The 6,376-nt window shown below is 70.0% G+C and carries 6 protein-coding genes; 3 read left to right on the forward strand and 3 right to left on the reverse strand.

Features of this window, described 5'->3' with window-relative positions:
- Positions 1-614: 614 nt before the first annotated feature.
- The gene (locus QZX64_RS09865) at positions 615-1,913 is read right to left on the reverse strand and encodes a site-specific integrase (protein WP_295658976.1); all 1,299 of its coding nucleotides are present in this window, start codon (positions 1,911-1,913) and stop codon (positions 615-617) included.
- Positions 1,910-2,188: an excisionase family DNA-binding protein gene (locus QZX64_RS09870; RefSeq protein ID WP_295658988.1), complete on the reverse strand. Its 279-nt coding sequence runs from the start codon at positions 2,186-2,188 to the stop codon at positions 1,910-1,912. Before QZX64_RS09870 ends, QZX64_RS09865 begins: the two co-directional genes overlap by 4 nt.
- Before the next feature lie 147 nt (positions 2,189-2,335).
- On the opposite strand from QZX64_RS09870, the gene QZX64_RS09875 reads away from it, so the two are divergent.
- Positions 2,336-3,046, forward strand: a complete 711-nt coding sequence (locus QZX64_RS09875; RefSeq protein WP_295658991.1) for an HAD family phosphatase — start codon at positions 2,336-2,338, stop codon at positions 3,044-3,046.
- A 107-nt stretch (positions 3,047-3,153) separates the two neighbouring features.
- On the opposite strand, the gene QZX64_RS09880 is transcribed toward QZX64_RS09875, so the two are convergent.
- A complete protein-coding gene (locus QZX64_RS09880) occupies positions 3,154-4,098 on the reverse strand; it encodes a PD-(D/E)XK nuclease family protein (protein ID WP_295658994.1) in 945 nt (314 codons plus the stop codon).
- 68 nt (positions 4,099-4,166) lie between these two features.
- On the opposite strand from QZX64_RS09880, the gene QZX64_RS09885 reads away from it, so the two are divergent.
- Both QZX64_RS09885 and QZX64_RS09890 read left to right on the forward strand, forming a co-directional pair.
- Complete coding sequence (locus tag QZX64_RS09885; RefSeq protein ID WP_295658996.1) at positions 4,167-5,312, forward strand: site-2 protease family protein; 1,146 nt, start codon at positions 4,167-4,169, stop codon at positions 5,310-5,312.
- A gap of 117 nt (positions 5,313-5,429) precedes the next feature.
- A complete protein-coding gene (locus QZX64_RS09890; protein ID WP_295658997.1) occupies positions 5,430-6,350 on the forward strand; it encodes a tRNA (adenine-N1)-methyltransferase in 921 nt (306 codons plus the stop codon).
- Positions 6,351-6,376 lie beyond the last annotated feature (26 nt).

Raw genomic sequence — 6,376 nt, forward strand, 5'->3', positions numbered from 1 at the left:
CCTCGGCGTCCGCGACGAAGGCGGCGACCGAACCAGTGTGCGCGATGGGTCACCGAAGGTGGCTCCCGTTGGGTCCCGTGCGAGCCTCCGGTTGGGCGCGCTGCGACGAGCTTGGCCGGGTCAGATCACGATTCGACCCGTGTCGCGTTTATGTACCGTAAACCCCAGCTCAAACCGTCTACGTGGAGCAAATCCGATCAGAGCCACTGGACCATCTCCGGCGTCAGTATCTCGCGTTTGCGCAGGTCAAGGCTTCAATCGGCAAGCGTCGTCAAAGATCTCGGGCCTATGGATGCCCACAGGCTGCAGGCCAAGGGGTCGCAGGTTCACGTCTCCTAGCCCCGCCCAATCCTCCCAAATCAGAAGCTGTCTCCCGCTTATGCCCGAGCGGCCTTTGCCTCCAGTGCTTGGCCGAGGAGCGGCCTGGTGCGATGGAGCTCGCTGTGTCGTAGCCGTGAAGCCGACGAGATCGGTCGCCAGTTCCAGTTCCAACCGATCTGTGGCTTCGAGTGCCTGGGGTGTCCGGCATTGACCGTCGCGGCACGTTCGGTTGTTGCGCCGCTGTGCCGGCGCCTGCCGATCGAGATCGCTGCTCGCGCAAGGACCTGGCTGGATCAGCGCAGCTCACGACACCTGCTGAGTAGTTCGTCGAGTGCAGTAGCTGCACGTGTCTGCGCGTCGTGCAGCAGGTGCGCGTACGTGTTGAGGGTGACCTGAGCGTTAGCATGGCCGAGACGCTCTTGGACGACCTTCACCGACTGTCCGGCCTCGAACAGCAATGAGGCGTGCGTGTGTCGTAGTTCGTGCACGGTCAGGCGGGGAAGGTCTTGGTCGGGTTGAGCCGTGCGGTAGTGCCGTTGGGCGCGTAGGAATGCGGATCGCAACCCGGATTGCGAGACGGCGCGCCCAGGCATCGCCAGGAAAACGGGGTCGCCTGAGCGCAGCCGGGCCAGCGGGGTGACGTTCTCGCCGTCGGTTGCAAGCCCGCGCACCAGGGAACGCCAGTCGCGCAGCAGGGCCGCGCAGGTCAGGTCGAAGGTGACGGTTCGAGAGCGGCCCCCCTTCACCGGCCCGAGGACGTAGCGGTCACCGGTGGGCCGCGTTTGGTCGTAGTGGAGTGCGCGTTGAATGCGCATCTCGTTTCTGTCGAAGTTGAGGTCGCCCCATTGCAGCGCCAGCAGTTCACCCGAGCGCAGTCCCGTCCGGGCGAGAACCACCCAGGCCAGTGCCCATGGCTCGTCCTCGGCGATTGCCCACGAGCAGAAGCGGGTGAGGTGATCACCGTTCCAGATCGAGAACGGCTTGACCCGTTTCGCGGTCTCGCCTTTCGGGCGCCCCGCGTGCTTGGAATTGGCGGGGTTCTTCACGATTAATCCCTCGTCGAGTGCGGCAAGGAAGATGGTGTTGACCCAGTTGGCGTAGCGCGCCACGGTCGACGTGGCCAGTCCGGTGCCCGCGCGCTTGGCGGACCGCGCTTGCCTGCTCCCGCTTTCCAGGCCTCGGTAGGCGGCCGCGAGATCGGTCGCGCGGATCTCGACGAGGCGGATCGCTCCGATGTAGGGGCCCATTGCGTCGATGACGCGCTGGATGTAGACGCGGGTGCTGTTGCTGCCGGCATAACCATCCACCCAGCGCTGGGCGTAAGCCCCCCAGGTGTCGCGGGCGGTTGGCTGCGGGACGCCGCGGATCAGGTCCGCCCGGAGCAGGGTGAGCGCGGTGTCGGCCTGGGCATAGGTGGCGAAACCGCCTCGAGTTTGCTTCCGTACCTCGGCGCGTGAACCCGATGCCTTGACCGGCAGAGCTATCTCGTAGCGCCAGCGCGTGCCCGACTTGGTCTGGTAGGAGGTGATGGATCCGGAGCCCCGATCACGAACGGCAGGACGCGCTGACGGGGACTTCTTCGCCTGCCTCACGACGAGTCCACCTTGGAGGAGGCGAGTGGATCACTGGACCGGGTCTCCACCGCGCGTCCTGCGCATCCGAAGACCTCGAGGAACGGGCGGCGGGGGATGAGGACTCGGCGGCCGAGGCGGACGGAGGGCAGCGTGCCGTCCTCGATGGCGTTGTCGACGGTGCGCGGGTCGACCGCGAGCAGGCTGGCGACCTCACTTCGATTGAGTACCTCGCGGTCGGTAGAGCGCAGGGCAGCCCACGTGGTGATGGGGGTGGCGATGGTGTGATTCGTCATGCTGTTACTACGTGCGATCTGCTCGGTCCGACGGTCACCGGGAGTCTAGAAGCGGCTCGTGCGTCGGGATGCTGCCCTATGCAATACGGGGTCGAATTAGGGTGGTTCGTCGCATGGGTCGTCGCATGGAGCGTTTCGGAGGACATCGTGAGCACCGCCAATTCTGTAGTTTCCGCAGGTCAGCGCCCTGATGGTGGCCCCCACCGCCCGGCGGCCGTCCTGTGGGACATGGACGGCACCCTCGTCGACACCGAGCCCTACTGGATCGAGACCGAGTTCGCGCTCGCCGAGAAGTACGGCGGCACCTGGAGCGAGGCGCACGCGATCAACCTGGTCGGCAACGACCTGCTCGACTCGGCCCTCTACATCCGCGAGCACATGGGCATCGCCCTGCAGCCCTCCGAGATCGTGGAGCACCTCCTCGACGGGGTGGTCGCGCGGGTCGAGGACACGGTGCCCTGGCGCCCCGGGGCCCTCCAGGTCCTGGCCGACCTGCACGGGGAGGGCGTGCCGTGCGCGCTGGTGACCATGTCGTGGCGCCGGTTCGTCGCGCCCATCCTGGCCTCGCTGCCCGAGGGCACCTTCACGACGATCGTCACCGGTGACTCCGTCGCCCACGGCAAGCCCCACCCGGCGCCGTACCTCAAGGCGGCATCCGAGCTCGGCCTCGACCCGGCCGACTGCCTGGCGGTCGAGGACTCCAACACCGGTGCCCGCTCCGCCGAGTCCGCCGGCTGCGTGGTGCTCTGCGTGCCCAACCACGTGCCGTTGCTCGACGGGGAGCGCCGGGTGTTCGCCGACACCCTGGACGGGATCGGGGTGGCGGGGCTGCGCGCGGCGTACGCGTCCGTCGGCTGAGGCCGCTTGGGCTGCCGATTGGTCCCAAACGACATGTTTCCGGGGGCTGGACCTGTCGTTTGGGACCAATCGACACCCGCAGCGACCTACAGACCCGGCCCCGACCCCTACACCAGCTCGGCCAGGCCCTCGTCGGTGCCGACGTCGCCGGCCGGGTCGTCGGCGGTGGCGGGCAGCCGAGGCTCCCGCTCGGGCAGGGGCGGGGGAGTGCCGCCGTACGTCGGGCAGATCGCCTGGTGGCTGCACCACGAGCACATGCGGCCCGGGTTGGGCCGCCAGTCGCCGGTCTCCTCCGCCAGCCGGATGGCCCTCCACACCGCCTCGACCTTGCGCTCGGTGGCGAGCAGGTCGGCCTCGTCGGGCTCGTAGCGCAGGATCTCGCCGTTGCCCAGGTAGACCAGCTGCAGCACCGACGGCACGACACCGCGGGTGCGCCAGATGACCAGCGCGTAGAACTTCATCTGGAACAGCGCCTTGGCCTCGAACCCCACCCCCGGCGAGCGGCCCGTCTTGTAGTCGACGACGCGGATCATGCCGTTGGGTGCGACGTCGAGCCGGTCGACGAAGCCGCGCAGCAGCAGGCGGGAGTCCAGGACCGTCTCGACGTACAGCTCGCGATCGGCGGGCTCGAGACGACGCGGGTCCTCCAGCGCGAAGTACGTGCCCAGGACGGCCTCGCAGGAGGCCAGCCAGGCGTCGAAGTCGAGATCGGCTGCGTCGCCACCCTCGACGACGGGGGAGAAGAGCTCAGCCAGCAGCGGCTCCTGCGCGAGCACCTGCTCCCAGGCGCCGGGCAGCATCGTGAGCGCCCGCTCGGGGGTGCGCTCGGCGGCGGGCAGGTCGAAGAGGTCCTCGAGCACCTTGTGCACGACCGTGCCGCGCACGGCGTGCGGCGAGGGCTGCTCGGGGAGCCGGTCCACGGCTCGGAAGCGGTAGAGCAGCGGGCACGTCAGGAAGTCGCCCGCCCGGCTCGGCGACAGCGCGCCGAGCACCTCGACGCCGTCGACCGGCCTCGAGCGGCGCTCGGCGGGTGACACGTCGGTGGTGGCCATGCATCGAGCCTAGGTGTCGCCGCCGACAGACCCGCGGACCGGTGGGCGAGACCCGATACCCTCGAAGCGTGTCCGACAACGCCGCCGCACCCGGCCCACCCCGGCCGCCGGGCATGCTCCGGATCGGCTCGATCGGCGGCGTCGACGTGCTGGTCAGCACGTCCTGGTTCCTGGTGGCCGCACTGATCTCCTTCCTCGTCTCGCCACGCATCGAGGCGGCCGAGCCCGGCCTGGGTGTCTGGAAGTACGTCGCCGGCGCGGTGTTCGCGGTGGTCCTCTACAGCTCGATCCTCCTCCACGAGGCCTCCCACGCTCTGATGGCCCGGCGCTACGGCTACCCGGTCTCCTCCATCACCCTGCACTTCCTCGGCGGCATGACGGCCGTCGAGGGGGAGGCCCGCCGCCCCCGCCACGAGTTCCTCATCGCGGTCGTCGGCCCGTTGACGTCGCTGGCGGTGGGTGGCGCCGCCCTGGCCCTGTGGTTCGTGTACCACGAGGGCCTGCTCGGCATGGCGATCGTCGGCCTGGCCGTCTCCAACCTGCTCATCGGCGTGCTGAACCTCATCCCGGGACTCCCCCTCGACGGCGGTCGGCTCCTGAAGTCCGCGGTCTGGAAGGCCACCGGCAACGTCCACCGAGGCACCATCGTCGCCGGCTGGGGCGGCCGGCTCACCGCGGTCGCGGTCATCGCCTGGCCGCTCGTGCTGGTCCTCGGCTTCTCGGCCCGGCCGAACCTCATCGACTACCTGCTCGTCTTCGTGATGGCGATGTTCCTGTGGACCGGCGCCACCGCAGCGATGTCGCACGCCCGGCTCCGCCAGCGCCTGCCCAGCCTCGTCGCACGCCCGCTGGCGCGCCGTACCCTCACCGTCCCCGAGGACCTGCCACTCGCCGAGGCCGTACGCCGGGCGCAGGAGGTCGACGCGGGCAGCATCGTCACCGTCACCTCCGGCGGCACACCCATGGGCATCGTCAACGAGGCAGCGGTGCTGGCGACCCCCGAGGAGCGTCGGCCGTGGCTGGCGACGTCCATGGTCGCCCGGCGCATCGAGGACGGCCTCACCCTGTCCGCCGACCTCGCCGGCGAGGAGCTCGTCGTCGCGATCAGCCGCCGGCCCGCCGAGGAGTACCTCCTCGTCGAGGACGACGGCACCATCCACGGTGTCCTGACGACGGCCGACGTCGATCGCGCGTTCCGGGAGGCCGGGCACTAGGGTTCCGCCGTGACCGAGCCGACGACTCCCGACCCCGGCCACGCCGGCACCGGCGACCCCCGTGAACCCACCGGTGACCGCCCCGGCGACGACGTCCCCGCGGCCGCCTGGTCGGGTGTGCACCGCGGACCCCTGCGTGAGGGCGAGTGGGTGCGGCTCACCGACCAGAAGGGCCGGCGCCACAACTTCGAGCTCGTCGCCGGCAAGCGCTTCTTCTCCAACCGCGGCCACCTCGAGCACGACGAGCTGATCGGCCGCGAGGAGGGCTTCACGGTGGCCTCGTCAGCGGGAGGTGAGTATCTCGTCTTCCGCCCGCTGCTCTCGGAGTTCGTGGTGTCGATGCCGCGGGGCGCGGCCGTCGTCTACCCCAAGGACGCCGCACAGATCGTGGCGATGGCCGACATCTTCCCCGGCGCCCGGGTCGTCGAGGCGGGCGTGGGCTCCGGTGCGCTGACCTGCTCGCTGCTGCGGGCGGTGGGCCCCCACGGGCACGTGCTGTCCTTCGAGCGCCGCGAGGAGTTCGCCGACGTCGCCCGCCGCAACGTCAACCAGTTCTTCGCCTCGCCCGAAGGCGAGACGCACCCCGCCTGGGAGCTGCGGCTCGGCGACCTCGCCGAGGAGCTGCCGTCGGTGGAGCACCGGGTCGACCGCGTCATCCTCGACATGCTGGCGCCCTGGGAGTGCGTCGACGCCGTCGCCGGCGCGCTGACTCCCGGTGGCATCGTCTGCGCCTACGTCGCGACGACCACGCAGCTCTCGCGCATCGTGGAGACCCTGAGGGCCCATGGCGGGTTCACCGACCCCCAGCCATGGGAGTCGCTCGTGCGCGACTGGCACGTCGAGGGGCTGGCCGTGCGGCCGGGGCACAAGATGATCGGCCACACCGCGTTCCTGGTGACCGCGCGCCGGATGGCCCCCGGTGAGCGACCCATGCTGAAGAAGCGTCGCCCCGCACCGGGAGCGTACGGCGTCGACTACGACGGGCCGCGACCCGCGGACCTGCCTCCCCAGGTGGCCGAGGAGCGGTTCGACGACTGAGCGGGACGCCGCGCCGTACGGGCGTG

The sequence above is a fragment of the uncultured Nocardioides sp. genome, from assembly GCF_902805925.1.
Lineage (GTDB): Bacteria > Actinomycetota > Actinomycetes > Propionibacteriales > Nocardioidaceae > Nocardioides.

Bases quoted from the DNA above. Each gene is read 5' to 3' on its own strand.
- QZX64_RS09870 (WP_295658988.1), bottom strand. From the start codon at position 2,188: ATGACGAATCACACCATCGCCACCCCCATCACCACGTGGGCTGCCCTG.
- QZX64_RS09880 (WP_295658994.1), bottom strand. From the start codon at position 4,098: ATGGCCACCACCGACGTGTCACCCGCCGAGCGCCGCTCGAGGCCGGTC.